The 24262-nt window shown below is 63.7% G+C and carries 19 protein-coding genes; 4 read left to right on the top strand and 15 right to left on the bottom strand.

The features are described from left to right. Positions 1-842, bottom strand: an 842-nt coding sequence (locus tag AC04SG_RS29610; RefSeq protein WP_488553928.1) for an AI-2E family transporter, incomplete at its 3' end; no start/stop codon positions are given. A gap of 326 nt (positions 843-1168) precedes the next feature. Here AC04SG_RS29610 and AC04SG_RS29605 point away from each other — a divergent pair. Next, positions 1169-1828, top strand: a complete 660-nt coding sequence (locus AC04SG_RS29605) for a L,D-transpeptidase (protein WP_352556278.1) — start codon at positions 1169-1171, stop codon at positions 1826-1828. 9 nt (positions 1829-1837) lie between these two features. Next, a complete protein-coding gene (locus tag AC04SG_RS29600; RefSeq protein ID WP_352556276.1) occupies positions 1838-2350 on the top strand; it encodes an OmpA family protein in 513 nt (170 codons plus the stop codon). A 78-nt stretch (positions 2351-2428) separates the two neighbouring features. Here AC04SG_RS29600 and AC04SG_RS29595 read toward each other — a convergent pair whose 3' ends face one another. Both AC04SG_RS29595 and AC04SG_RS29590 read right to left on the bottom strand, forming a co-directional pair. Continuing rightward, the gene (locus tag AC04SG_RS29595) at positions 2429-3172 is read right to left on the bottom strand and encodes a bestrophin-like domain (RefSeq protein WP_488553927.1); all 744 of its coding nucleotides are present in this window, start codon (positions 3170-3172) and stop codon (positions 2429-2431) included. 61 nt (positions 3173-3233) lie between these two features. Further along, positions 3234-3587: a hypothetical protein gene (locus AC04SG_RS29590; RefSeq protein ID WP_488553926.1), complete on the bottom strand. Its 354-nt coding sequence runs from the start codon at positions 3585-3587 to the stop codon at positions 3234-3236. A gap of 125 nt (positions 3588-3712) precedes the next feature. Between AC04SG_RS29590 and AC04SG_RS29585 the strand changes: the two genes are divergently transcribed. Beyond that, positions 3713-4579: a hypothetical protein gene (locus AC04SG_RS29585; RefSeq protein WP_352556270.1), complete on the top strand. Its 867-nt coding sequence runs from the start codon at positions 3713-3715 to the stop codon at positions 4577-4579. A 180-nt stretch (positions 4580-4759) separates the two neighbouring features. Here AC04SG_RS29585 and amaB read toward each other — a convergent pair whose 3' ends face one another. From amaB to AC04SG_RS29545, 8 genes are all read right to left on the bottom strand, one after another. Beyond that, positions 4760-6274: an L-piperidine-6-carboxylate dehydrogenase gene (gene amaB / locus AC04SG_RS29580; RefSeq protein WP_488553925.1), complete on the bottom strand. Its 1515-nt coding sequence runs from the start codon at positions 6272-6274 to the stop codon at positions 4760-4762. A 176-nt stretch (positions 6275-6450) separates the two neighbouring features. Next, the gene (locus AC04SG_RS29575) at positions 6451-7725 is read right to left on the bottom strand and encodes an RNA polymerase sigma factor (protein WP_488553924.1); all 1275 of its coding nucleotides are present in this window, start codon (positions 7723-7725) and stop codon (positions 6451-6453) included. Then, a complete protein-coding gene (locus AC04SG_RS29570) occupies positions 7722-8096 on the bottom strand; it encodes a YciI family protein (protein WP_112559367.1) in 375 nt (124 codons plus the stop codon). The genes AC04SG_RS29575 and AC04SG_RS29570 overlap by 4 nt, the downstream gene beginning before the upstream one ends. A gap of 81 nt (positions 8097-8177) precedes the next feature. After that, positions 8178-9278 carry a DNA topoisomerase IB gene (locus tag AC04SG_RS29565; RefSeq protein ID WP_488553923.1) on the bottom strand — a complete coding sequence of 367 codons (1101 nt, stop codon included), beginning with the start codon at positions 9276-9278 and terminating at the stop codon, positions 8178-8180. Positions 9279-9336: 58 nt separating this feature from the next. Beyond that, complete coding sequence (locus AC04SG_RS29560) at positions 9337-10221, bottom strand: transglutaminase family protein (protein ID WP_488553922.1); 885 nt, start codon at positions 10219-10221, stop codon at positions 9337-9339. Position 10222: 1 nt separating this feature from the next. Continuing rightward, positions 10223-12634 (bottom strand): circularly permuted type 2 ATP-grasp protein, encoded by a 2412-nt coding sequence (locus tag AC04SG_RS29555; RefSeq protein ID WP_488553921.1) that lies wholly within the window; start codon positions 12632-12634, stop codon positions 10223-10225. 6 nt (positions 12635-12640) lie between these two features. Continuing rightward, positions 12641-16000, bottom strand: a complete 3360-nt coding sequence (locus AC04SG_RS29550; RefSeq protein WP_488553920.1) for a transglutaminase family protein — start codon at positions 15998-16000, stop codon at positions 12641-12643. Positions 16001-16113: 113 nt separating this feature from the next. Next, the gene (locus AC04SG_RS29545; RefSeq protein WP_488553919.1) at positions 16114-17310 is read right to left on the bottom strand and encodes an acyl-CoA dehydrogenase; all 1197 of its coding nucleotides are present in this window, start codon (positions 17308-17310) and stop codon (positions 16114-16116) included. A 108-nt stretch (positions 17311-17418) separates the two neighbouring features. On the opposite strand from AC04SG_RS29545, the gene AC04SG_RS29540 reads away from it, so the two are divergent. Next, the gene (locus tag AC04SG_RS29540) at positions 17419-18330 is read left to right on the top strand and encodes a LysR family transcriptional regulator (protein WP_488553918.1); all 912 of its coding nucleotides are present in this window, start codon (positions 17419-17421) and stop codon (positions 18328-18330) included. Here the strand turns inward: AC04SG_RS29540 and AC04SG_RS29535 are convergent, their stop codons facing one another. The 4 genes from AC04SG_RS29535 to AC04SG_RS29520 all read right to left on the bottom strand — a co-directional run bounded on the left by AC04SG_RS29535 (position 18331) and on the right by AC04SG_RS29520 (position 24259). Continuing rightward, positions 18331-20634 carry a Tex family protein gene (locus AC04SG_RS29535; RefSeq protein ID WP_488553917.1) on the bottom strand — a complete coding sequence of 768 codons (2304 nt, stop codon included), beginning with the start codon at positions 20632-20634 and terminating at the stop codon, positions 18331-18333. A 117-nt stretch (positions 20635-20751) separates the two neighbouring features. After that, positions 20752-21933, bottom strand: coding sequence for a serine hydrolase domain-containing protein (locus AC04SG_RS29530; RefSeq protein ID WP_488553916.1), 1182 nt, complete (start codon positions 21931-21933; stop codon positions 20752-20754). 33 nt (positions 21934-21966) lie between these two features. Next, positions 21967-23163 carry a serine hydrolase domain-containing protein gene (locus tag AC04SG_RS29525; RefSeq protein WP_488553915.1) on the bottom strand — a complete coding sequence of 399 codons (1197 nt, stop codon included), beginning with the start codon at positions 23161-23163 and terminating at the stop codon, positions 21967-21969. Between the two features lie 61 nt (positions 23164-23224). Then, positions 23225-24259: an ABC transporter substrate-binding protein gene (locus AC04SG_RS29520; protein WP_488553914.1), complete on the bottom strand. Its 1035-nt coding sequence runs from the start codon at positions 24257-24259 to the stop codon at positions 23225-23227. Positions 24260-24262 lie beyond the last annotated feature (3 nt).

Raw genomic sequence — 24262 nt, 5'->3', positions numbered from 1 at the left:
TATTCGAGCTTGTGAATGACGATGAGAAAGGCAAGCGAGCCTAGCGCTGCAAGGAAGGAGATGCTGAGGCTGACAACCACGATCACCGTGTTGGAGATCAGATTGCCGATGACCGGCAGAAGGCCGGCGACGAAAGTCAGCGCTATCATCGTCCTGATGAATGGCAGATCGATGCCCAAGGACGGCAGAACAGCGACGAGATAGATCGAAGTCAGAAACGTATTCAACGCAGAAATCCGGATTTGCGAGAACACGATGTTGCGAAAGGCCTTGCTCAGTAAGTTGACACGATCCGCCAGCGCGTCCGCCAATGGGCCGGGCTCGCCCGATGACGCCGCCGAGCTTACCGCGATCAAGCCGCCGATCACCATGCCGACGATAATGTGGACCACCAGGACGCCCAAATCCCGACCGACGAGTTGAAGCTGGCCGGCATGTTCGCGGAGCCATCGGGCAGCGAAGACTTCCAGTTCCTCGATGTTCGACGGAAAATAGTCCATCGCCCAGGTTGGGAGATGGACGCGCGCGGTATCGATGATCTCGGCCATCTTCTTGAGGAGCGTCACGACGTTCTCCGAACCGCCAGTCAGTTGCGACACGCCGCTAAAGATAGCAGCGGCGATCAGGAGCATGAAAATCAATGCCACCAAGGTCAGCGCAAGGCTTTTCGTCAGGCTGCTGGAGACCCCGATTCGATGGAGCATCGGTGCGGCGAAATGAACGAGGTTGAACACGAGAAGGCCCGAAAGCAGTGCCGGAAGCAGGCCGAGCTCAAGAACGGCGACGAGCGCGACAAGCGCGAGCAGGCACGACGCGAGATAGAACCCTGGGAAAGTCAGCACTTTTCACCTGCAGAGGCAGCCAAGTCCTCTTCGGCTTCAATTAAGTTGATACCCGGTAAATCGCAAGCGAACAAGCGCGCCCAATACGTGTGTGAAGCTGTCCGAGTGCGATCTGAAACGCGATATTTGAATATGAAATCACGGGCCCCAGCTTCTGGCGCAAGGCGGTCGGCATTACCCTGGATGAAAAAGGTCGGCTTTCTAGCCCCATCATCCCGAAAGCGCACGTTCCGCTGTCGGCGGACTGAAGCCACGCAGCATTTTCCACTTTGAGACGAAATAATTCTCAACTATGGTCAGCCAGGCTTAAGGCAGGGGGATTGCCGATGGTTTTATCACGCAGGGATGTCGTGATCGGTGGCCTGGCGCTGGCCGCGGTCGGTGCAACCGGCACTATTGTTCAAGCCGCGGCGGCAAAATCCTTTTTCGCCGGTACCGCCAGCGACAACAGTTTTGTCTATCGCAAGACCAACTTCGCCAAGATCGACAAGAGATGGCATCGCCAGATCGTCAAGTATTTCAGCAGCGAGCCGGTCGGCACCGTCGTGGTCGATACCCGCCACCATTTCCTCTACCTCATCATGGAAAACAAGACCGCCATCCGCTACGGCGTCGGCGTCGGCAAGGAGGGCTTCAAATGGTACGGCCGGGCGACGATCGACCGCCGCGCGCTGTGGCCGCAATGGGTCCCGCCCCCCGAAATGCGTAAGCGCAGGCCGGAGCTACCGCCCATGATCGCAGGCGGCGCGTCCAACAATCCGCTCGGGCCACGCGCGCTCTATCTGTACCGCGACGGCGCCGACATCGGCTACCGCCTGCATGGCACGCTGGAGCCATGGAGCATCGGCACCGACGCTTCCAGCGGCTGCATCCGCATGTTCCCGGAAGACATCATCGACCTCTACCAGCGGTGCCCAATCGGCACCGCGGTGGAGGTCCTGCCGCACATCGCCGACCAGGCGCCCGCTTCCACCACCGTCGAATGATGGCGCATCATGAACCGCATGATTGAAAACACGCGCCGGCTGCTCGCCGCCGGCCTGCTGGTGGTGGCCGCATCCTGCTCGACCAGCAACACGCTGACCCCGTCCACGCCCGACGTCACCAACGCCGAGATTGCCGGCTTCCAGAACGTGCAGCCGGGCAGCGAGGAGGATTTTATCCTCAATGTCGGCCGCCGCACCTATTTCACGAAAGGTTCGGCCGCACTCGATTCTGTCGCCAAGGCCACCCTCGACACCCAGATTGCCTGGTTGTCAAAGTATCCGCGCTGGCTGCTCAAGCTGCAGGGTTTCGCCGATGATCCCGGCGCAAGCGAAACAGCGCTGTCGCAGCAGCGCGCCGATGCAGTGATGAACTACCTCGCCGCCGGCGGCATAGACCGCAACCGCATGTGGGCCAAGGGCTACGGCAAGGACAGGCTCGTCCGCGACTGCCCCGACAACGCCTGCAGGTCGCAGAACCGCCGCGTTGTGTCCAATCTGCGCGATGAGAGGGACGAGTCGTAGGGGCCGCTGTTTTGCTTGTCACCAAATCAGAGTCTCACAACGCGACGGAATTTATCCGTCTTAGCACTCCTGCCTGTATCATCCGCCGCCGCCCGCTTTGGCTTCCGGCATAACTTGCAGCAACGGCTGCGGCGATACTGCGATCTCTCCCGTGAAGGGCCGGTCGTGGGCGAGAATCAAGAGAACGGATGCCGCCACCCCGGTCGCAAAACTTCCAAGAGCGATCGCCGATGCCATTCGGTTATCACTATGAACGACCGCGATCGCGAGAAGAGCACAGAAGGCCTGCAGGATCAGGCAGGCCCACTTCGTGGGGTTGACTTGTGCGGAGCTGACGAGAATCCGTTGGCGACGCGCCTCGAAGGCGTCTTCGAGCCACCTCGTAATCTCGCGCTGCGCGATCTCCTGGCCCGGATTGCTTGGCGCCAAAGCCAGCGTCGTCCGCAGCGCCTCGTTAAGCGCCGGCGGGATTATGGTGAGGGTCGCCGCGCCCTCGGCCATCAGCGACCACTCCTGGCTCGTCGTTTCCTCGATATAGCTGCGCACCAGCGTCCGTAGGCGCGCCTCGGGCTCCCCGGGAAAGCTGCTCGCCAGAACCACGACCGACCGCAACGCACTGGCCTCGCGATTGACTGCCGCATTGGCGCGATCGTCGCTCCACACCTGAGCCGCGGTGAACGCCACAAATAGGCCAAAGATGATACCAAGCGGCGGCAACATGCCAGGCGAAAGCGCCTTGAATGACCGCGCCGTGGAGCCGGCGGAAAGAACGGCGATGCCTTGGTGCAAGATGAACGCGACGATATAGGTGGCCCCGAACACGACGAGAGCCATCCAAGCGAGTGGAAGAGTATGCAACCAGCCACCCATGGTAGCGCCTGCCCTATCCTGAGAATTCGTCGTCAGGCGTTTGTAGGGCCGTCGTTCCACTCGTGGCAATGCCACTGTGTTCCATCGTGTCAACAAACTCCATGCTGCGGCACAGTGCTGTCTGGTCCAGGCGCGGATCCTCGATCAACGCCTGCACATCCCGTTCACAGCGAAACCGGTGAAGAAGACCGGAAGCGGCGGCGCCGTTGGCCTTGGCATTGTGCTTGACTATGCTGGCCGCGCCATCCGCCGGACGCGAACGGACCAGAGCAGTTCCGCGAAAAGTGTGAAACGGTTTTCCCAGGAAAAGCGCGTGGGGCTTTCCCAGCGCAATTGCCTCAAAATCAAAGAGATGGAGCGGTTTCAACGTGTCCGTAGAACGATTGACAGCTCTAGGCCTTTTGTCCGGGTTGGCATGGCTGGACACGGGCGGCTAAGGCTGGAAATGTGATTGCGTCTTCGCTGCCGGGGGCTGGCCGGAGGACGAGGAGGATGGCGCTGAATTTCGAATATATTGCCGGCCATCCGGCGCTGCATCGTCATGTCCAGGCGCAGTCGAAGGCGCTGCTGCACATCTATGAAACGAGCCCGCGCCTGGCCGCCGTATTCGCCACGCAACAGCGCTGGCTGCTGGCTCACACCGGCCTTGCCCTGCATTTCGCCCGAAACCCGCGCGATCCCCGCACGGAACTTACCCTCGCCCGCTTCATCGATGCCGTGCTCCGCTATTCCGTCGCCAGCCGCAACACGGCCGAGGCCTTCATCAAGGAGATGCTGCACTATCACATCATCGAATACCTGCCGCACACCGGTGATGGACGCGCCCACCCGTTTCAAGTGACGCCAGCGACGCTGAAGGAATTCGACGGCTGGGTGTTTGCGCATCTGCGCACACTCGACGGCCTCGACGGGGGAAATCGCCTCGCTTCGTTTCTCGAGCAGCCCGGCATGATTGCCAGGCTGCAGCCACTGGTGGCGGAAGGCCTGCTCTCATCCAGCCCGGTGCGCGAGCCCAAGCAGACCTTCTCGCTGTTCATCTGGCTCAACAATGGTGGCATCGTCATGGATTGGCTGATGTCCGGCATCGATCCTGACAATGCCGGTCTCGACCAGATCCCGACCAGCGTGGTTTCGGTCGGCGAATTCGCTAGTTGGTTGAAACTCTCGCGCACCCATCTGGCGCGCAAATTGCGCGACGCCGAAAAGCTCGGCAGCGTCGGCTGGATGGGCCGGCGCGGGCATTCGGTGATGTGGGTCTCGAACAGCTTCTACCAGGAATACATGACCGTCCAGGCCGCCAAGCTTGCGGTCATCGATGCCGCTTTCGAGGCCTGTCGCCCGATGCAAAAGGCTGGCTGAACCCGCACGCTCACAACTCTCCGGACAGGTAGTCATACCAATTGCCAAGACCTGGCAGCCGAACAGCTTCTACCAGGAAAATATGGGCGCGCAGGCCGTCAAGCTCCAGGCTGAACAATAGCGATCCATCCCGACTGAATCGGGATGGATCAACTGGTCAGGGAAAGCCGGCGCAGCGCCTCAATCGATGTCGAAGGACACGCCCTGAGCCAGCGGCAGCGCCTTGGAATAGTTCACCGTGTTGGTGGCGCGGCGCATATAGGCTTTCCAGGCGTCCGAACCGCTCTCGCGGCCGCCGCCGGTTTCCTTCTCGCCGCCGAAGGCGCCGCCGATTTCGGCCCCCGATGTGCCGATATTGACGTTGGCAATGCCGCAATCCGAACCGTCGACCCCGAGGAAGCGCTCGGATTCCTGCAGGTCACGGGTGAAGATCGACGACGACAGCCCGGCACCGACCGCATTGTGCTCGTCGAGCACGGCGTCGAAATCGGAATATTTCATCACATAGAGGATCGGCGCGAAGGTCTCTTCCGTCACCGGCGAAACCTGCTTCGGCATTTCGACCAGCGCCGGATGCACGTAGTAGGCGTCGGGGTGGCCGTTCTCGACCCGTGTGCCGCCGGTCACCTTGCCGCCATGGGCGGTGGCTTCGTTGAGCGCCTTCTGCATGGCGTCGAACGCCGCCTTGTCGATCAGCGGTCCGACCAGCGAGGACGTCTCCAGCGGGTTGCCGACCGAGACGCTCTGATAGGCCTTCTTCAGCCGCGGCAGCAGCGCATCATAGACGCTGTCATGCACGAACAGACGCCGCAGCGTCGTGCAGCGCTGGCCGGCGGTGCCCATGGCGCCGAAGGCAATGGCGCGCAGCGCCATGTCGAGATCGGCGGTTGGGCAGACGATGCCGGCATTGTTGCCGCCGAGTTCCAGCACGGCGCGGGCAAAGCGCTTGGCCAGCCGCGGGCCGACATCCCGGCCCATGCGCGTCGAGCCGGTGGCCGAAACCAGAGGAACCTTGGGATGATCGACCAGGATCTCGCCGACGGCGCGATCACCGATCAGAACCGACGCCAGGCCCTGCGGCGCGTCAGCGCCGAAGCGCTTGACCGCGCGCGCAAAAATCGCCTCGCAGGCGAGCGCCGTCAGCGGCGTCTTTTCCGACGGCTTCCACACCACGGCATCGCCGCAGACCAGCGCAAGTGCCGCATTCCACGACCACACCGCGACCGGGAAGTTGAAGGCCGAAATGACGCCGACGACGCCGAGCGGATGCCACGTCTCCATCATGCGATGTCCGGGACGTTCGGTGGCGATGGTCAGGCCGTAAAGCTGGCGGGAAAGCCCGACCGCGAAATCGCAGATGTCGATCATTTCCTGGACTTCGCCGAGACCTTCCGAGGGGATCTTGCCGACCTCGATCGACACCAGCCGGCCAAGCTCGGCCTTGTGCGCGCGCAATTCCTCGCCGAGCAACCGCACCAGTTCCCCGCGCCGGGGACCCGGCACCATCCGCCAGGCCTGGAACGCCGTGTGCGCGGCATCGATGGTCTTGGCGGCCTCGGCCGGCGAAATCGTCTTCAGCGCCGCGATCTGCTCGCCCGTCACCGGGCTGCGCACGATGAGGTCGCCGCCGCTAAGCGCGTCCTTGGCCACGCCCAGTTTCGCCAGAAGTTCAGCCGTTTCCGTCGCTATCGTCATTTTTATCCCTTTCAGATCCGCTCGCCATAATATGGCGCCGGTCGAGCCTTCTCGCCACGTCGCCCGCGTGCCGTGGGCACGTCAGGCACTGTCATGGCGTGGCATTACTCGTTTCAGGGGAAAATCGCCACCCCGGCATGGTCCAAGCCGGGATTGCACGATTGAGCCAGCAGTCTTCAGTGCGCTGTCTTCGCCGGCGCCTTCACGGCGCCGTCTCTCATTAACCGGTCGATGTGCATGCGGATGTGGGCGGCTTCGGCCGCCGTATTGGCCAAGGCAATCGCACGGTCAAAGGCAACACGCGCCTCCTCGCCACGGTCAAGCTGCATCAGCAACCCGCCCTTGAGGCCAAAGAAGTGGAAATAACGGGACAGCCTTTCGCCGAGCGGCTCGATCATGGCAAGGGCAGCTTCCGGGCCGCGCACCTTGGCGACCGCAACCGCGCGGTTCAGCGTCACCACCGGTGACGGCTGCATCCTTTCCAGCAGGCTGTAGAGCAGGTCGATCTCGGTCCAGTCGGTATCCTCGGGCGTTGCCGCCCGCGCATGCAGTGCCGCAATCGCCGCCTGCACCTGATAGGGGCCGGGCTTCTGGTGGCGCAGCGCCTTGTCGACCAGCGCCAGGCCTTCGTCGATCATCTTCCGGCTCCACAGCGAGCGGTCCTGGTCGTCGAGCAGCACGATCTCGCCATTTTCGTCGAAACGCGCCGGTGCACGCGCATGCTGCAGCAACAGCAGTGCCGTCAGCCCCATGATCTCAGGCTCGGTCTGGAACAGCCTGAGCAACAGCCGCGCCAGGCGGATCGCCTCCTCGCAGAGTGGCGCGCGCGCCGGCGCCTCGCCGCTGTTTGTCGAATAGCCCTCGTTGAAGATCAGATAGACCATGGCCGCAACGGCTGCGAGCCGCTCCGACCGCTCGACAGCGCCCGGCGTTTCGAACGGCACGCCGGCGTCGGCAATGCGCGCCTTGGCGCGGGTGATGCGCTGCTCCATGGCGCTTTCGCCGACCAGGAAGGCACGCGCGATCTGCTTGACGGTGAGCCCGGAGACGATGCGCAGCGCCACCGCAATCTGCTGCGTCGCCGGCAGGTCCGGATGGCAGCAGATGAACAGAAGCCGCAATATATCGTCGCGGTAATGCGCGCCGTCCAGCCGCTCGGCGATATCGCTCTCGGCATCCTCAAGGTCCGAGATCTGGTCCTCTTCCGGCATCGGCGCCTGCTTGGCGCGCTTGCGCACCGCATCGATGCCGCTGTTGCGGCCGACAAAGATCAGCCAGGCAGCCGGATCGCGCGGCGGCCCGTTGTGCGGCCAGTTCTTGAGTGCCCTGAGACACGCGTCCTGGAAAGCCTCCTCCGCCGTATCGAGATCGCGGAAATAGCGCAGCAGCGCACCCATAGCCTGCGGGCGGGCGGCTGAGATCGCGGAGCTGATCCAGGAAAGGTCGGTCATTTCAAAACTCTGGTTGGGTCGAAGACGGAAACCGGTCGGATCTCATAGGATCCACCACTCGGATTGACTTCGGAAAGCTCGCGCGCGAAGTCGACGGCCTCATCGAGATCGGCGCATTCCAACGTGTAGAAACCGAGGAACTGTTCCTTGGTCTCGGCAAACGGCCCGTCGATGACCACCGATTCGCCCTTGACCTGGCGCAGCGTTGTTGCGGCGGTGGTGGGCAGAAGCCGTGCCACCGGGCCAAGCCGGCCGGCGTCAGCATATTTCTGCTGCACATTGAGCAGTTTCGCCATCACCTCGTCATCCTGTGCCTTGCTCCAGGAGGAGACGACATCTTCGGAAGCATAGCAGAGGATAGCGTAGAGCATGGGACGTCCTTTTCTGTATCAAAGGACGAAACAGTAGGGCCTCTGCCGACATGGCGTCGACAAAAAAGTTAGGGCAATTTTTCAGCCTTCGTCTGCCTTCAGCCATCTCAGCACCAGCGCCTCCTCGTCATCGAGACCATCTATGGATCGCTTGCGTTTGTTGGCTTCAGTCATTTCGCTGAGCAGCCGCCCCTGCGCCCAGGATTCGAAGACCTGCGGATGGATGTAGCATTTGCGGCAGACGGTGCGCGTGTTGCCCAACCGCTCGGCGACCTTGTCGATGACGGTGTTCATCACCCGCTTCACCCCAGCCTGGCTTTCGGGAAGCTCCGTCTGCGCAAACAGCGACGCGGCGTGGATGGTGCCGCCCCAGGTGCGGAAATGCTTGGAGCTGAAGTCTTCTCCGACAGCATCGCGTATGTAGCGGTTGACGTCGTCGGAGCGCACCGGATGCCGGGCGTCGTCCTCATCCAGATACTGGAACAGCTTTTGTCCCGGAATATCCTGCGCGCCGCGCACGACGCGAGCGATGCGGCGGTCGACAAGCTTCAATTTCCATTCCTTGCCGGACTTGCCCTTGAAGGCAAAGCGCAGGCTCGATCCCTTGATGTCGACATGGCGGTCGCGCAGCGTGGTCAGTCCGAAGCTCTTGTTGTCGCGGGCGTAGGCGGCATTGCCGACGCGGATCATCGTGTTGTCGAGTAGCCAGACGATTGCCGCCACCACGCGCTCGGCCGGCAGGCCGTGGCGGCGCAGATCGGCATCGATGCGGCGGCGCAGCTCCGGCAGGCTTTCGGCAAAAGCGACAAGGCTCGAGTATTTGGCGCCGTCACGTTCCGCGGCCCACAGCGGATGGTAGCGATACTGCTTGCGCCCGCGCTGGTCGCGGCCGGTCGCCTGGATATGGCCGGCGGGATCGGGCGAGATCCACACATCCGTCCACGCCGGCGGGATGGCCAGCGCCTTGATACGGGCGATGGCCGAAGCGCTGACCGCCTGCCCCTTCGGGCCTTTGTACGAAAATCCCTCGCCCGCCTTCAGGCGGCGGATACCCGGCTCGCTGTCGCTGACATAGGTAAGCGCGGCCTGATCGGCAGAGGCCTGCGCACCATTCCTCGGCGTGTCATCGTCGCCCTGTCCGGCAACAGGTCGGCCCGGTGGCGCCTCGGATTTGTCCAGCATGCCCGCTCCACGAGATTTTTCTCGTAGATAAGCGCCGGACAAGCCACTGGTTCCGCCGTCAGACCTTTTCCAGCGCAACCGGAATGACGTCGACGGCCTGGTCGCCGACCTGTCCGCCGGTGGTTTTCAGCACGCCGACGATCGGCGCCACGTCGGAATAGTCGCGGCCGTAGCCGACGGTGATATGGTCGTTGCTCGCCCGCATGCCATTTGTCGGGTCGAACTCCTGCCAGCCTGCATCGCGCCCGCACCACACCTTGACCCAGGCATGCATGGCATCGGCGCCTTCGAGCCGCGGCTTGCCCTTCGGCGGAATGGTGCGCAGGAAGCCGCTGACATAGCCGGCGGGAATGCCCAACCCGCGCAAACCGGCGATCATTATATGCGAAAAATCCTGGCAGACGCCACGCCTCAAACGGAAGGCGTCGCTGGCCCTGGTATGAACCGTGGTCGCCTCACCATCATAGGTGAAGTCGCGGTGGATGCGGTTGCACAGATCGATGGCCGTGCCGACCGTCGAGCCGTCGGCGCTGCCTTTTGCATAGGCGGTGATCGCCGCATCGATGCCGGCATGGTCGCTGGCCGTGAGAAAGTGATGCGGTGCGTCGGGCGCCAGTGACCGCACCGCGCCGAGTTCTTCCCTAAGACGCTGCAAGTCGGGCGACACGTCGAGCCCAGGCTCCGGCCGCGACACCGACACGCGCGCGCTCATCCTGATGTCGAGCCCGTCATGGACATCGCGAAAGGCGATCGCGGTGACATTGTTACCGAAGAAGTCGGCAAAATCCGTCCGCTCGGACGGGGTCGGCACAAACGACAGCGAGGCGGCGACCACACGCTGCACGCCAGCAATGGTCTGCGGCAAAACACGCACCTGATGCCGGCTGCCACCGGCCGCGGCGTCATAATCGTAGCTGAGATGAAGCCTGATATCGTACAGCATGTTAGCCGAAATACGCTTTGGCGAGGCTGTTGTAGAGGTTGCCGACCTCGGTGGCGAGATCGTCCAGCACCTCCGCCGACATCTCCGATGGCTCCATAACGGCAATTGCCGTGTTGAGCTGCAGGATTTCCTTGGCTGCCACCGACATATGCCCCTCCGGGCCAACCGACGGCAAAAGGCCGATCTCCGCCTTCAGCCGCTCGAGCTGAAACAGGATCGAGCGCGGGTTGAGCGGATCGAGCGCCAAAAGGTCAACCACCGTTCGGCGCCCGGCCCGCACTGGATACTGCCGCCGGTGGGTCATGACGCTGTCGCCGATCTCCAGCATCATGTCGAGCGAGCCGTCCGGCGCGCCGGAGCGGGTGAGACGAGCAAGCGTTCGGGCGATCTGGATGCCGCGCTCGATGCGCCGGCCGATTTCGAGGAAACGCCAGCCAGTGAAACGGTACATGTTCTCGTGCAGCAGGCCGGAAAAGCCGGCGAGCTTGCGCAGCATCACCGTCATCGCCCGTGTCGCATCATCGCCCGGCGCCACCGTCGTTGCGAATTGGTGGATTGTCTTCGACAGGTCCTTGAGCGCGAGCCAGCCGTCGGGCGAAAAGCGGTCTCTGATCTGCCCGGCGCTGTAGACGGCGCTGTCGAGCGTGCCGATCAATCCGGGCGGAATGGCCGCTTCGAGATCAATGCCGAACGGTTCGAGATAGTCCCTGACATCGGCGAGCAGCGGCATGTCCGGATCGGACGTCTCGGCCAGCCGCACATGATAGGCGCGCAGAATGCGCACCGTATCTTCCGAGCGCTCGATATAACGGCCGAGCCAGGTCAGGTTTTCCGCCGAGCGGCTGGGCAGGCTGCCCGGCATGGTGCGGGCAAAACTATCATGCTCCTGCGGCAGCAGCGTTTCGCGTTCCACCGGCCGGTCGCTGACCACCCAGACGTCGGCCGCCTGGCCGCCACGCTGCATGGCGATGGCGGTCGGGTCGAGCGACAGGCCAACGCGGGCGAAGCCGCCGGGCATCACCGTCCAGCCTTCGGGTGTGCGCGCCAGATAGACGCGCAGGCTTGCCGGCCGCGGCTCCAGCCAGCCGCCGACATAGACCGGCGTCGTCGACAGCGTCACCGCTTCCTGGCCGACGAAGCCGCCGCCGTCGCTCTCGATGCGCGCAATCAGTGCGGTGCGTTCTTCCGGCGTCAGCGCCGAACCGAGCCTGGTCTGGTCGTCGTCTTCGAAGGCAAGCCGTGTCGACAGTGCCGGACCGACCACCATGCGGTCGAGATTAGCAAGCACATGCCGGCGTTCGCTGTCCTGCCCGCACCACCAGGTGGCGACGCTGGGCAACAAAAGCTCTTCGCCGCGCAATGCGCGCGAAATCTTGGGCAGGAAGGCGAGCAGCGCCCGCGTTTCCATCAGGCCCGAACCCAGCGCATTGACCGTCGAAACAGCGCCGCGGCGGATCGCCTCGACCAATCCCGGCGTGCCGATCTGCGAGTCTGGCCTGAGTTCCAGCGGATCGGCGAAGGCGGCATCGAGCCGCCGCCACAGCACGCTGATCGGCATCAGACCGGAAACCGTGCGCACCATCAGCTTGCCGCCGGAGACGGTCAGGTCCTCGCCCTCAAGCAGCATGATGCCGAGATAGCGGGCGATATAGGCATGCTCGTAATAGGTCTCGTTGAGCGGCCCCGGCGTCAGGATGGCGACGCGGCCGTCATTCTCCTTGGCCATGCCGATCAGCGCATCGCGAAAGCGGCGAAAGAAGCCGGCGAGACGGTGGACGTGCATTTCGCCATAGATGTCGGACAGCGCGCGTGTCGTGGCGACGCGGTTTTCCAGCGCAAAACCGGCGCCCGACGGCGCCTGCGTGCGGTCGCCCAGAACCCACCAGCTTCCATCCGGTCCGCGGCCGAGCTCGAAGGCGCAAAAATGCAGGAAATGGCCGCTGGCCGGCCTTGTGCCGGCGACCGGCCGCAAATATTCCGGGCTCGCCGCAATCAATCCCGCCGGCAGGATGCCCTTCTCGATCAGCCGGTTCGGCCCGTAAATATCGGCGACTATCTCCTCGAACAAATCGGCGCGCTGCACGAGGCCGGCGCTGATCTCGGCCCATTCCTTGTCCTCGATCAGCAGCGGGATGTGCGCCAGCGGCCATTCGCGCTCATTGGCGCCGGCCTTGTCGTAGACGCGGTAATAGACGCCGGCATCGCGTAGATACTGGTCGGCGCGGGCGAAGCGCTGGCCGAGCTTTTCGGGGCCTAGTTCCTCCAGCGCCTCGATGAAAGGGGCCCAGGCCGGACGCGGATTGCCTGAGGCATCGACCATCTCGTCGACGACGCCGTCAATCGGCTGGTAGTGCTCCAGCAGACTGTGCCTCAGCGGCTTGCCGCGTATCTTTTTCTGATTCCCCTTTGCCATTGCTGATCAGAGTCTGGGTGGCCGCCTGAGGTCAAGGATCATCGGGAAGTCTTCAGAGGGTTCTTCGTTGCGCAGCACATAGGCCGACGGCGTGTGGCCGCGCGGCTCGAAGCGGGCGAGCCGCCGCGCCTCGGCCTCATTGCCGTTGACCGGGAAGGTGTCGTAGCTGCGACCGCCGGGATGCGCGACATGGTAGACGCAGCCGCCAACCGCCCGTCCCGACCAGCGATCATAGATGTCGAAGACCAGCGGCGTGTTGACCGGCAGCGCCGGATGCAGGCCGGACGCCGGCTGCCACGCCTTGAAGCGCACGCCGGCCACCGCGACCTCGCGGTTGTCAGTCACCTTCATCGGCACGACGCGGCCGTTGCAGACGATCGCATGACGTTCCGGATTGAGACCTTCGGTCCTGACCTGCAGCCGTTCGACCGAGGAATCGACGAAGCGCACGGTGCCGCCTATGGCGCCCTGCTCGCCCATGACATGCCACGGTTCCAGCGCTTGCCTGAGCTCCAGCTTGATGCCGGCATGCTGGACCTCGCCGCAGAACGGAAAGCGGAATTCGAGTTGGGCGTCGAACCATTCGGGACGGAACTCGAAACCGTTGAGCTTGAGGTCGTCAAGCACGTCGAGGAAATCCGCCCAGACATAATGCGGCAGCATGAAACGGTCATGCAGCGAGGTACCCCAGCGCACGAAGCGGCCGTCGAGCGGGTTTTTCCAGGCGCGGGCGATGATGGCGCGCACTAGAAGCTGCTGCGCCAGGCTCATGCGCGCATTGGGCGGCATCTCGAAGCCGCGGAACTCGACCAGGCCGAGACGGCCGGTCGGGCCATCCGGCGAGAACAGCTTGTCGATGCAGATTTCGGAGCGGTGCGTGTTGCCGGTGACGTCGGTCAACAGGTTGCGGAACAGCCGGTCGACCAGCCATGGCAGCGGTGCATTGCCCTGGTCCGGATGCGGCACCTGCGCCATGGCGATTTCGAGTTCGTAGAGCGAGTCGTGGCGCGCTTCGTCGAAGCGCGGCGCCTGGCTGGTGGGGCCGATGAACAGGCCGGAAAACAGATAGGACAGCGACGGACGTCGCTGCCATTGCAGCACAAGGCTCTTCAAGAGATCGGGCCGGCGCAGGAACGGGCTGTCATTGGGCGTCGCGCCGCCGACGACGACATGATTGCCGCCACCAGTGCCGGTGTGGCGGCCGTCGATCATGAACTTGTCGGCGCCAAGCCGCGTCTGCCGCGCCTCTTCGTAGATCGCCGTCGTCGTTGCCACGCAGTCCTGCCAGTTGGCGGCCGGGTGGATGTTGACCTCGATGACACCGGGATCGGGCGCCACGCGGATGACGTTGAGGCGCGGATCGTGCGGCGGCCCGTAGCCTTCGATATGCACGGGAAGGCCGATCGCCTTGGCCGCATTTTCTGCGGCTGCGACCAGTTCGAGATAGTCTTCCAGCGCCTCGACCGGCGGCATGAACACGCACAGCCGCCCGTCGCGCGGCTCGACCGACAGTGCCGTCCGCACCGCGCCGCCGATCTCGGTGATCTCCTGCTCGACCCGATCCTGCTGACCGGTCGTCGCGGTGAAAGAAATCGCCTGCTGGCGCCGCGCCATTTCGTCGGCGCCTTCCAGTTCGGCCGGAACAGCGGATGGCAAGATCGCTTCCCGCGCCGGCAGCGGTCCACGCGGCAGTGACGGATCGACCGGCACGATGTAGGGGAACTGCGCCGGCGGCACATAAGGCAGCGTGCCCAGCGGCAAGCGGTAGCCGACCGGCGAATCGCCAGGCACCAGGAACAGCCGGCCGCGCCTGGTCTTCCATTTCTCCGAGCGCCAGCGCTGGCCGGATGCCTGGCTGTTCCAGCGCTGCACCGGCAGCACATAGCCCGACGGTTTGGTCAGCCCGCGCTCGAAGACTTTCGTCATGCGGCTGCGCTCTTCCGGATCTTCCAGCTTGGAGTTGGACGGGTCGACATTGTCGGGCAGCTTGCCTTCCTTGAGCAGCCATTCGGCCGGGTCCTCATAGGCTTCGCTGACCATCGCCTTGTCGATGCCAAGTTCACCGGCGATTGCCGTCAGCAGGCTTTCGGCCTGCTGCGGTCCGACCTTCGCATCGCTCTTTTCGCGCGCGATCAGCGACGGGTCGCTCCACACCGGCTGGCCGTCGGTGCGCCAGTAAAGCGAGAAGGTCCAGCGTGGCAGGCTCTCGCCAGGGTACCATTTGCCCTGGCCATAATGCAGGAAGCCGCCCGGCGCGAAACGTTCGCGCAGTTTGCGGATCAGCGCATCGGCTTTTTCGCGCTTGGTCGGACCGACGGCGGCGGTGTTCCACTCGGCCGACTCGAAATCGTCGATGGAGACGAAGGTCGGCTCGCCGCCCATGGTCAGCCGCACGTCGCCCGCCTGGAGCGCCGCATCGACCTTATTGCCCAGCGCATCCAGCGCCTGCCAGCTTTCATCGGAGAATGGCTTGGTGATGCGCGGATGTTCGGCGATGCGGTCGACCCGCATGTCGAAGCCGAACTCGACATTGGCAAAGCTCGCCATGCCGGAGATCGGCGCGGCATTGCGGAAATGCGGCGTTGCCGCCAGCGGCACGTGGCTTTCGCCGGTGAGCAGGCCCGAGGTCGGGTCGAAGCCGATCCAGCCGGCGCCCGGAATATAGACCTCGCACCAGGCGTGCAGATCGGTGAAGTCGACCGCGGTTCCGGCCGGGCCATCGAGCGCCACGAGATCGGGCTTGAGCTGGATCAGATAGCCGGAAACGAAGCGCGCGGCGATGCCGAGGTTGCGCAGGATTTGCACCAGCAGCCAGCTCGAATCCCGGCACGAGCCTTTTTTCGCGGCCAGCGTCTCCTCCGGCGAGAAGACACCGGTTTCCATTCGCACGATATAAGCGATCTCGCGCTGCAGCCGCGCATTGAGGTCGACAACGAAATTGACGGTGTTGGTTGGGCTGCGGTCAATGGTTTTCAGAAAGGCGGACAGCAGCGGCCCCGCCGGTTCCGGCGTGCGGTAGATGGCGAGATCGTCCCTGATCTCTTCTGGATAGTCGAACGGGAAGGTCTCGGCCGCCGGCTCGACGAAGAAATCGAACGGATTGTAGACCGTCATGTCGGCAACCAGATCGACCTCGATCTTCAGCTCCGTCACCGGTTCGGGAAAGACGAACCGGGCAAGGAAATTGCCGTAAGGGTCCTGCTGCAGATTGACGAAGTGATTTGCCGGCCCGACCTTCAGCGAATGGCTGAGCACCTTGGTGCGGGAATGCGGCGCCGGCTGCAGCCTGATGACCTGGGGCCCAAGAACCACAGGCCGGTCGTATTTATAGTGGGTCAGGTGGTAGACGGCTGCCAGAATTGCCATGGGGCCCCGGAGATCGGCGTTTCAAACAAGTTCGCCGAACCCTGACACATCTGCTGGGCATTCTCCAAGCACAGATGTTGCGGTGCACCTAATTTAAGCAGCCGAAGCCCGGCTCAGAAGAACGCCTGGATGCCCGTCTGCGCCCGGCCGAGGATCAACGCGTGCACGTCGTGCGTGCCTTCATAGGTGTTGACCGTCTCCAGATTCTGCGCGTGGCGCATGACGTGGTAGCCGATCTGGATGCCGTTGCCGCCATGCATGTCGCGGGCCTGGCGGGCAATGTCGAGCGCCTTGCCGCAATTGTTGCGCTTGACGATCGAGATCATCTCCGGCGCCATCTTGCCCTCGTCCATCAGCCGCCCGACGCGCAGCGAGCCTTGCAGGCCCAAGGCGATCTCCGTCTGCATGTCGGCGAGTTTCTTCTGGAACAATTGCGTGCCGGCCAGCGGCTTGCCGAACTGCTTGCGGTCGAGGCCATACTGGCGCGCACGGCGCCAGCAATCCTCGGCGGCGCCCATGGCGCCCCAGGAAATGCCGTAGCGGGCGCGGTTGAGGCAGCCGAACGGGCCGCCGAGGCCCCTGGCGTTGGGCAGCAGCGCATCTTCGCCCACTTCCACGCCTTCCATCACCACCTCACCGGTGATCGACGCCCGCAGCGACAGCTTGCCGCCGATCTTCGGCGCCGAAAGCCCCTTCATACCCTTTTCCAGCACGAAGCCACGGATTTCGTCCTTGCCGTTCTCGCCCTTGAGCTTCGCCCAGACGACGAACACGTCGGCGATCGGCGCGTTGGAGATCCACATTTTCGAACCGGAAAGTTTGTAGCCGTTCGCCGTCTTCTCGGCCCGCGTCTTCATGCCGCCGGGATCGGAACCGGCATCCGGCTCGGTCAGGCCGAAGCAACCGATCCATTCGCCCGAGGCGAGCTTCGGCAGGTACTTCTTGCGCTGCGCCTCCGAGCCATAGGCGTGGATCGGATACATCACCAGCGACGACTGCACGCTCATCATCGAGCGATAACCGGAATCGACACGCTCGACCTCGCGCGCCACCAGCCCGTAGGTCACGTAATTGGCGCCGAGCCCGCCATATTCCTCGGGGATGGTGATGCCGAGCAGGCCAGCCTCGCCCATCTCGCGAAAAATGCCGGCATCGGTCTTTTCCTCGAGATAGGCCTCCTCGATGCGCGGCGCGAGCTTGTCGGCCGCAAAGGCCGCAGCGCCGTCGCGCACCATGCGCTCATCCTCGGAAAGCTGGTTCTCGATCAGGAAAGGGTCTTCCCAGACGAACGCGTTCTTGTCGGCGGCCATGGCTCTCGCTCTCTCCCAGCAAAATATTGATTGCCGGGCTTATCCGCCTCCACTCCGAAAAAATCAAACGAAATTGCATCACGTATCAATGAGCTGTAGTAATGGATCATGAATGTCCAGCGCCGCCTTTTGCCAAGCACCAGCGCCCTTGCCGCCTTCGAGGCGGTGGCCCGCCTCGGCTCCTTCACCGCTGCTGCCCAGGAGCTTGACCTGACCCAGGGCGCCGTCAGCCGGCAGATAGCACTTCTGGAGGAACAGTTCGGCCGCAAGCTGTTCGAGCGTGACAGCCGCAATGTCCGACTATCGGCGACTGGAGAAATCTACGCCGAGGCGGTGCGTTCGGCGCTCGGCCAGTTGCGCCACGCAGCGCTCGGATTGATGAGCAATCGGCATAGTGGCATGCTGAACCTAGCCATCTTGCCGACCTTCGGCACACGGTGGCTGATGCCGCTGATCCCGGATTTCGTCACGAAGAACCCCGACATCACCATCAATTTCGTCACCCGCATCGGCCGTTTCGATTTCGCCCGCGAGCGCCTAGATGCCGCCATCCACCACGGTCAGCCGGACTGGCCGGACGCGGACTCCACATTGCTGATGCGCGAAACCGTCATGCCCGTGGTCTCGCCCGACTTCCTGGCCAGCCGCCATATCGCCACGGCGGCCGACATCAGCCGCCTGCCGCTGCTGCACATGGCCACGCGTCCCGGCGCGTGGAGCGAATGGTTCGAAGAGCAAGGTCTCAGCGCGCCGACGGGGCCTGGCATGCAGTTCGAGCAGTTCGGCACCGTCGCCCAGGCCTGCATGGCCGGCCTTGGAGTCGCGCTGTTACCCCAGGTCCTGATTGCGGGCGAGTTGCAGCGCGGCCAGCTCGTGCCCACACCTGGAAGCCCAATGCAAAGCCGCAGCGCCTACTATCTCGTCGTGCCGCACGACAAGCGTGGCCACCCACCGGTCGCCAGCTTTCGCGACTGGCTGCTGGGCCAGGTTGAGAAGGAGCCGGTTGTTCTGGCGTGGTAGCTACTTCCGCTTCAAGGCATCGGCCAGCGCTGCGCCGAACGCACCCTGGGCCGGCCGCTCCGGCGGGCGCTGCGGCGCCGGCTTGCCGCCGCCATTGTCGCGCAGCCCTTTCGAGGCACCACCCTCGCCGCCATCCTTGCGCATGGACAGCGCGATGCGCTTGCGCTTGATGTCGACATCGACGACCCGCACCTTCACCACGTCGCCGGCCTTCACCACCTCATGCGCGTCCTTGATGAAGCGATCTGCGAGTTGCGAGACATGCACCAGCCCGTCCTGGTGAACGCCGATATCGACGAAGGCGCCGAAGGCGGCGACGTTGGTGACGGTGCCTTCGAGCAGCATGCCGGGCTTCAGATCCTTGATGTCGTCGACGCCGTCGGCAAAGGTCGCCGTCTTGAAGCCGGGGCGCGGGTCGCGGCCGGGCTTTTCCAGTTCGGCAATGATATCGCGCACCGTCGGCAGACCAAAACGCTCATCGACGAAGACGCGTGGATCGAGCGCCTTCAGCGCTGCACTGTCGCCCATCAGGGAACGCACATCGCGGCCGCAGGCGGCGACGATCTTCTTGGCCACGCCGTAGGCTTCCGGATGCACGGACGAAGCGTCGAGCGGCTCGCTGCCATTGGCAATGCGCAGGAAGCCGGCGGATTGTTCGAACGCGCGCGGCCCGAGCCGCGCCACCTTGAGCAGGTCCTTGCGGCTGGCAAACGGTCCGGTCGCATCGCGATGCGCGACGATGGCGTCGGCAAGCGACGCGCCAAGGCCTGAAACGCGCGCCAGAAGCGGCGCCGAGGCGGTGTTGAGATCGACGCCGACGGCATTGACCGCGTCCTCCACCACCGCTTCCAGCGACCGGCCGAGCCGGTACTGGTCGACATCGTGCTGGTATTGCCCGACGCCGATCGACTTCGGTTCGATCTTGACCAATTCGGCCAGCGGATCCTGCAAACGCCGCGCGATCGACACGGCCCCTCTCAATGACACGTCGAGCCCAGGAAATTCCGCAGCAGCAGTGGCCGAAGCCGAATAGACCGAAGCGCCGGCCTCGCTGACGATGACCTTGAGCGGCTTTGGGCCTGCACCGGCCGGCATATCGGACAGCATGTCGGCGACCAGCTTTTCGGTCTCTCGGCTGCCGGTGCCGTTGCCGATCGAGATCAACTCGACCTTGTGCTGGCGGATGAGCGCGGCGAGTTCGACTTGTGTGCCCCGCACGTCGTTCCTTGGCGGGAATGGATAGACCGTCGTCGTCGCCACCAGCTTGCCGGTGCCGTCGACCACCGCGACCTTGACGCCGGTGCGGATGCCGGGATCGAGCCCCATGGTCGGCCGCGATCCGGCGGGTGCTGCCAGCAGCAGGTCTTTCAGATTGCGGGCAAAGACGTGGATCGCCTCCTCCTCCGCCCGCTCGCGCAGATCGCGCATCAGGTCGAGGGTCAGGTGCAGCGACAGTTTAATGCGCCAGGTCCAGCCAGCGACCTCCATCAGCCAGCGGTCGCCCGGCAGACTGGAGCCGATGGCATAGGCATTGGCGATCATCCGCTCGACCGGCTTCACCGGCGAGGCATCGTCGGCGTCGACCTCGATGTCGAGCGACAGCACCTCTTCGTTGCGGCCGCGCAGCATTGCTAGCGCGCGATGGCTCGGCACATTCGCCCAGCGCTCGACATGGTCGAAATAGTCGGAGAATTTGGCGCCCGCCTCCTGCTTGCCTTCGACGACACGGGCACGCATGAAGGCGCGCTCCTTCATGTAGCTGCGCAATTTGCCGACCAGATCGGCGTTCTCTGCAAACTGTTCCGACAGGATGTCGCGCGCGCCCTCCAGCGCTGCCTTGGTGTCAGCCACTTCCTCGGTGACATAGGCTAGCGCAGCCTCGGCGGGCACCAGCGAGCGGTTGCCAAGGATCGTTTCAGCCAACGGCCCCAACCCACGCTCCCGGGCGATCTCGGCCTTGGTGCGGCGCTTGGGCTTGTAGGGCAGATAGATGTCTTCCAGCTCCGCCTTGGTGGTGGCGGCGACGATCTTGCCTTCAAGCTCCTCGGTCAGCTTGCCCTGATCGCGGATGGAACCGAGGATCGTGTCGCGGCGTGCATCGAGCTCGCGCAGATAGGCCAGCCGCTCGGCAAGGTCGCGCAATTGCGTGTCGTCGAGGCCGCCGGTGACTTCCTTGCGGTAGCGCGCCACGAACGGCACCGTCGCCCCCTCGTCAAGCAGCCCGATGGCTGCCGCCGCCTGTTCCGGCCGCGCGCCGATCTCGGTCGCGATGATTGCTGCGATGCGCTTGCTGTCCGATGCCATGTGGTTCCTGCTATCGTCGAAAAGAGCGGCGACCATAGGCGCTGACATCCGCCACGCCAACCACGCCGCTCTCAACCACCAAAGAGGTCCACAGGAAAGCGTCGTGCTTTCGTCGGATCAGACCATACGGCTCAGTGCCTCGAAGAAGGCAACGATCTCGCGTTCGAGCGCATGGTCCTCCGGCACCGGCTGCGACCCCATCTTTGCAATCACCACTTCCGTCTTCGGATTGACGTAGAGCCATTGGCCATGGATACCGATGCCACAGAAGGCGCCGTTTTCGTGTCCCGTCTGATACCATTTGTTGCGATAGCGGCCCTTCGGGAACAGATGCACCATGGTGCCGCGCTGCCAGGCTTCCGCACTGCCGCCGGTAACGACCGTATCGCGCACCCAGGCCTCCGGCACGATGCGGCGGCCATTGGCCGTTCCGCCCTGCCGCATCATCTCACCGATGCGCGCGAGATCGCGCGGCGTCACCGAAATGCCGCCGGCGGTGCGTGCCGTGCCTTCCATGTCGACGCCAATCGAGGCCTCGCCGACGGCGCCGAGCGGCAGCCACAATTTCTCGCGCATCAGGTCCGGGAAGCGCTGTCCCGAAGCGCGCTCCAGCAGGATGCCGAGCAGATCGGAATTGGGCGAGCGGTAGCGGAAGGTCTCGCCATGCGGCTCAGCAAGCCGCTGCAGCGTCAGGATGAATTCGCGCAGGCTTTCCGTGCCGCCGCCCGGGTTCCACAGCGTCGCGCGGCGGTAGCGAGCAAAGGCGCTGTCGGGATCGAGATAGGCCTCTTCGAAATCGAGGCTGACGCTCATGTCGAGCACATGCCGGCAGCTCGCATCGGCATAGGCCGAGCCGGTGGCCTCTGGGATGTACTGCGTCACAGGCGCTTCCGGCTCGAACACGCCCTCGGCTTGCAGTATGCCGGCGATGATGGCGGTGACCGACTTGCTGATCGAGAAGATGATGTGGCGAGCGCCGAACTCCATCTGCGGCGCGAACCAATCGCCGATGATCTTGCCGCCCTTCATCACCGTGAGCGCATCGCTGCTCGAGCGCGCCAGGAATTCAGCCACCGTCTCCGCCGCGCCGGCGACGGAGACCTTTTCGCCAAACAGGCCGCTCATGTCCCGCACCGGCGCCTCGACGCTTCCAGGCGTCGCCGCCACGGGAGCGGTCGGCACCAGTTCGCCGAGATTCTGGAACGACCAGCGGTTGAAAGGATTTTCCCGCCAGTTGGAAAGCAGCACCTCGTTGCGGGCAAAGCCGTAGCGGATCTCGAACGCGGTCTTGCCGGTCATGAACGTTTCCTCAAAGGGATGGCGTGCTTGGGATCAGCCAAGCGCCTTGGCGATGGCGTGCACGGCCTTCAGCGTCGCCACCGAATAGGCGACATTGCTGAAATCCGGATAGGTCGAGAGCTTGACCACGACCATGCTGGTGTCCCAGTCGATATGGATCATTTGCCCGAACACGCCCCGGCACATCAGCGCGCGCGAGCGCGGATTCTCGATCCAGAACTGGTTGCGGTAGCTGCCTTCCGGCAGGCTCGGATTGAAGTCCGGCCCATGTCTGCCATTGCGCGTCGCCTCGATCCAGTCGGCCGGCACGATGCCGCGGCCATTGTCGAGGATCAGCTGGCCGAAGCGGGCGTAGTCGCGCAGCGTCGCGTTGAAACCGCCATCGGCCACCGCATAGCCGGCGCTGTCGACGGTGAAGCAGGCGCTCTCGTCGGCGCCAAGCTTTTGCCAGAGTTCCTCCGAGACCAGCTGCGCCAACCGCTTGCCGGTCACCCGTTCCATGATGAAGGCGAGCACATCGGTTTCGATCGAGCGGTACTCGAACGCGGCGCCGTGCGGCCGCACCTTGTCCTTCAGCCGCAGGATCAGTTCGAACAGATGCGACGGCCATTGGAAGTTCGGATCGCTGCCCGGCGGCACCGGCTTCCAGCCGGTGGCGACATCGACCTGGCCGATGTCGGAATAACGGTCGGTATATTCCTCGGAAAAGCGCACGCCTGTGGTCATATCGAGCACATGCTGCACACTGGCGCCGGCCCAGCCGGTCTCGCCGAGTTCCGGCAGATAGGCGGTCACCGGTTTGGCAGGATCGATCAGGCCGCGCCCGACCAGTATGCCGAATACCGTACCGGTTACCGACTTCGCCATCGACTGCGACAGGTGCAGCGTGCGCTCGTCCATGCCGTTGAAGTAGCGCTCATAGGCAATCTTGCCGTTCTTCAGCACCAGGAAGCCGTCCGCATAGGTCTCGTCGAGCAGGCCGGCAAGCGTTGTCGGGCGACCCTCGCTGTCCTCCACCGGCAGCGCGTCGAGGTCGGTCTCGGCGCGTTCGAGACGATGGCGATGGCCATTGCCGCGCCAGACCTCGATGGTCGGCAGGAATTCGCGAATGTGCTGGAAGGCCCAACGGTTCCAGGGCGGCCGATCCCAATCGAGCTTCGGCAGCACCATTTGCGGCGGCGAGCCCTGCATGATCGCTGGGCGCGGATCGCTGTTGCGATAGGAGTCCATGAAAGTCATTCCGGAAAAGAAAGACCCGGCGGGAAGAACCGCCGGGTCTCTCAAGAAGCGGTTACTTCTGCAGTTCGGTCCAGATCTTGGTGTAGATGTCCTGGGTCTCAGGCGCGCACATCTTCTGGAATTCGCCCTTTGCCTTCGCAGCCTCCGGAATGACGACTTCCGGCGCATCCTTCATATCGGCCGGCATGTACTTGTCCGAGCCGGTGATGGCGTTGGCATAACGATGGAAGGCCGAGAGGCCGGCCGCGTTTTCCGGATCCATGATGAAGTTCTGGAACAGCTTGGCGTTCTCGACGTTCTTGGCTTCCTTCAGAACGACAACGTTGTCGCTCCACAGGCCGTAGCCTTCCTTCGGATAATTGTAGTGGATGGCCGGATTGGCCAGCCGCTGGCGCAGCGCCGAGCCGTTCCAGTCGCTGGTTGCCTTGAAGTCGCCGGCGCCCATCTTCTCGATGGTGTTGTATTCCATCGCGATCCAGTTCGGCTTGGCCGCGACAAGCGTATCGCGCACCTTCTTCAGCACCGCCTTGTCATCGGTGCATTGCTGGCCGCCGACATATTTGATCGCCGCGAAGATAACGTCATTCATCTCGGGAACGACATTGGTCTTGCCCTTCAACTCGTCCGGCGTGTTGAAGATGATGCCCCAGCTGTCGGCCGGTCCCTTGTAGGCATCGGTGTTGACGACGACGCCGACAGTGCCCAGCGCCCACGGCACCGAATATTTGCGGCCGGGATCGAAGTCGGGATTGGCCCATTCGGGCGCCACATTCTTGAAGTTCTCCATTTTGCCCGGATCGGTCTCCTGCACGAGTCCTTCCTTGATCCAGATCGGCACGTAGGTCTGCGACGGCACGGCAATGTCGAAGCCGGTGCCGCCCTGGCGCACTTTGGCGAGAGCCGTGTCGTTGGAATCGTAGTCGGTGATGGTGACCTTGACGTTGTATTTGGCTTCGAACTTCTTGATCACGTCGGGGCTGGTGTAGTTGCCCCAATTGTAGATGTTCAGCTCGCCATCGGCGCGGGCCAGGCCCGTCGTTGCGAGCAGCGCCAACCCCATGGCGGCTGTCATTGTCTTCCAGTTCATGGT

The organism is Mesorhizobium sp. CNPSo 4684 (assembly GCF_057784315.1).
Note: the sequence above shows the minus strand (reverse complement) of the source record. Positions and strands in the feature narration are given on the sequence as shown.